Annotated in this window: 2 protein-coding genes; both read left to right on the plus strand. The window is 66.4% G+C overall.

Translation table 11 applies throughout. The annotated features are described in order from the left end of the window. The first annotated feature begins 71 nt into the window (after positions 1-71). Positions 72-1331 (plus strand): IS21 family transposase, encoded by a 1260-nt coding sequence (gene istA / locus M1M07_RS32160; protein WP_248676752.1) that lies wholly within the window; start codon positions 72-74, stop codon positions 1329-1331. Then, positions 1331-2116: an IS21-like element helper ATPase IstB gene (gene istB, locus M1M07_RS32165; protein WP_248676753.1), complete on the plus strand. Its 786-nt coding sequence runs from the start codon at positions 1331-1333 to the stop codon at positions 2114-2116. Before istA ends, istB begins: the two co-directional genes overlap by 1 nt. Positions 2117-2179 lie beyond the last annotated feature (63 nt).

Here is a 2179-nt window from a genome sequence, read left to right on the forward strand (position 1 = left end):
TGTCAACGGCGGCCGAAAACCAGGCCAGAAACGACGGATGAAAACCAGGCCACCCAACCACGATCGGATGGGTGATCTCGATGGAAGACTGGGCTCTGATCCGGCACCTGCATCACAGCGAGAAGTTGTCGCAGCGTGCCATCGCGAAACGGTTGGGCATCGCCCGCGACACAGTCGCAAACGCGCTGGCCAGCGACACACCACCGAAGTACCAGCGACCCGCGGTGACCTCGGCGATCTCCGAGGCCGAACCGAGAATCCGGGCATTGCTCATGGCGTATCCGACGATGCCGGCGACGGTCATCGCCGAACGCGTCGGCTGGAGTGGATCGATCACCTGGCTGCGTGAGCGGGTCCGGTTGCTGCGCCCCGAATACGCGCCGGTCGATCCGGCGGATCGCCTCGACCACCAACCGGGCAGGGCAGTCCAGTGCGATCTGTGGTTCCCACCCGTGAAGATTCCGCTCGGGTTCGGCCAGTTCGGGACGCCACCGGTGCTGGTGATGGTCGCCGCGTTCTCACGATTCATCACCGCGATGATGCTGCCGTCCCGCACGACGATGGACCTGGTCGCCGGGATGTGGACGCTGCTGGCGTCCCGGTTCGGTGCGGTGCCGCACCAACTGTGGTGGGACAACGAAGCCGGGATCGGACGCCGAGGCCGGCTGACCGACCCGGTCACCGCATTCATCGGCACCTTGTCGACGACGCTGATCCAACTCAAGCCCTACGACCCGGAATCGAAAGGTATCGTCGAACGCGCCAACGGCTATCTCGAAACCTCGTTCCTGCCCGGGCGCACGTTCACCTCACCGGCAGACTTCAACACTCAACTCACCGACTGGTTACCGATCGCCAACGGCCGGACCGTGCGCCGAATCGACGGCCGCCCCGACGAACTCGTCGCCGTCGACACCGCCGCAATGCTGGCCCTGCCACCGGTCCCACCCAGCACGGACACCGTCATCGAGTTGCGGCTGCCCCGGGACTACTACGTGCGCGTGGGCGGCAACGACTACTCGGTCGACCCGTCGGCGATCGGGCATCTCGTGCAGGTCACCACCGGACTCGACGCCGTCACCGTCACCGGCGCCGGTCGACCGCTCGCCGACCATCAACGCCTGTGGGCCAGCGGTCTGACCGTGACCGACCCCCGGCATGTCGACACCGCAGCCCGGCTCCGGCACCAGTTCCAGCAGGCGTCCTCCGATATCTCCGAGAGCGGGCATCCGATGCGCGACCTCGCCGACTACGACCGTGTCTTCGGCGTCGACTTCGACACCACCGCAATCGATTCCGATCTCGGATCCTCCACCGGGGAGGTAGCGTGATGACCGTCGAGGACCCGGTCAAGCAGATCGAACACTACGCGCACGCGCTCAAAGCACCCCGGATCCGCGACGCCGCGGCCCGACTGGCCGCCCAGGCCCGCGAGGGCGGCTGGAGTCACGAGGAATACCTCGCCGCGGTGCTCTCCCGAGAGGTCTCGGCCCGCGAATCGTCCGGCGCTCAGATCCGTATCCGATCGGCGGGGTTCCCGACCCGTAAATCGTTGGAGGAATTCAACTTCGATCACCAGCCCGCACTCAACCGGGAAACGATCGCGCATCTGGGAACCGGCATGTTCTTGACCCAGGCACGCAACGTGGTGCTGCTCGGCCCGCCGGGCACCGGCAAGACACACCTGGCGATCGGACTCGGCGTCAAAGCCGCCGGGCACGGCCATCGGGTCGCGTTCGCCACCGCCGTCGACTGGGTCACCCGACTGACGACTGCGCACGCCGCCGGGCGCCTGCAGGCCGAGCTGACCAGGCTGCGCCGCTACGGACTGCTCATCGTCGACGAGGTCGGCTACATCCCGTTCGGGCAGGACGCCGCGAACCTGTTCTTCCAGTTGGTGTCGAGCCGCTACGAACATGCCTCCCTGATTCTGACCTCGAACCTGCCGTTCGCCCGGTGGGGCGACGTGTTCGGCGACCAGGTCGTTGCCGCCGCGATGATCGACCGCGTCGTGCACCATGCCGAGGTCTTGACCCTGAAAGGTTCGAGCTACCGACTCAAGGACAGCGGAGTCGACACGTTACCGTCCGCCCGGGCCGAGAACGCGGCACAATAGCCATCACCATGTGGCCGGATTTTCGACCGTCGCCACCGGCCTACTTTTCGACCGTCCCCGACA

Source organism: Rhodococcus sp. HM1, from assembly GCF_023218075.1.
Classification (GTDB): Bacteria; Actinomycetota; Actinomycetes; order Mycobacteriales; family Mycobacteriaceae; genus Rhodococcus.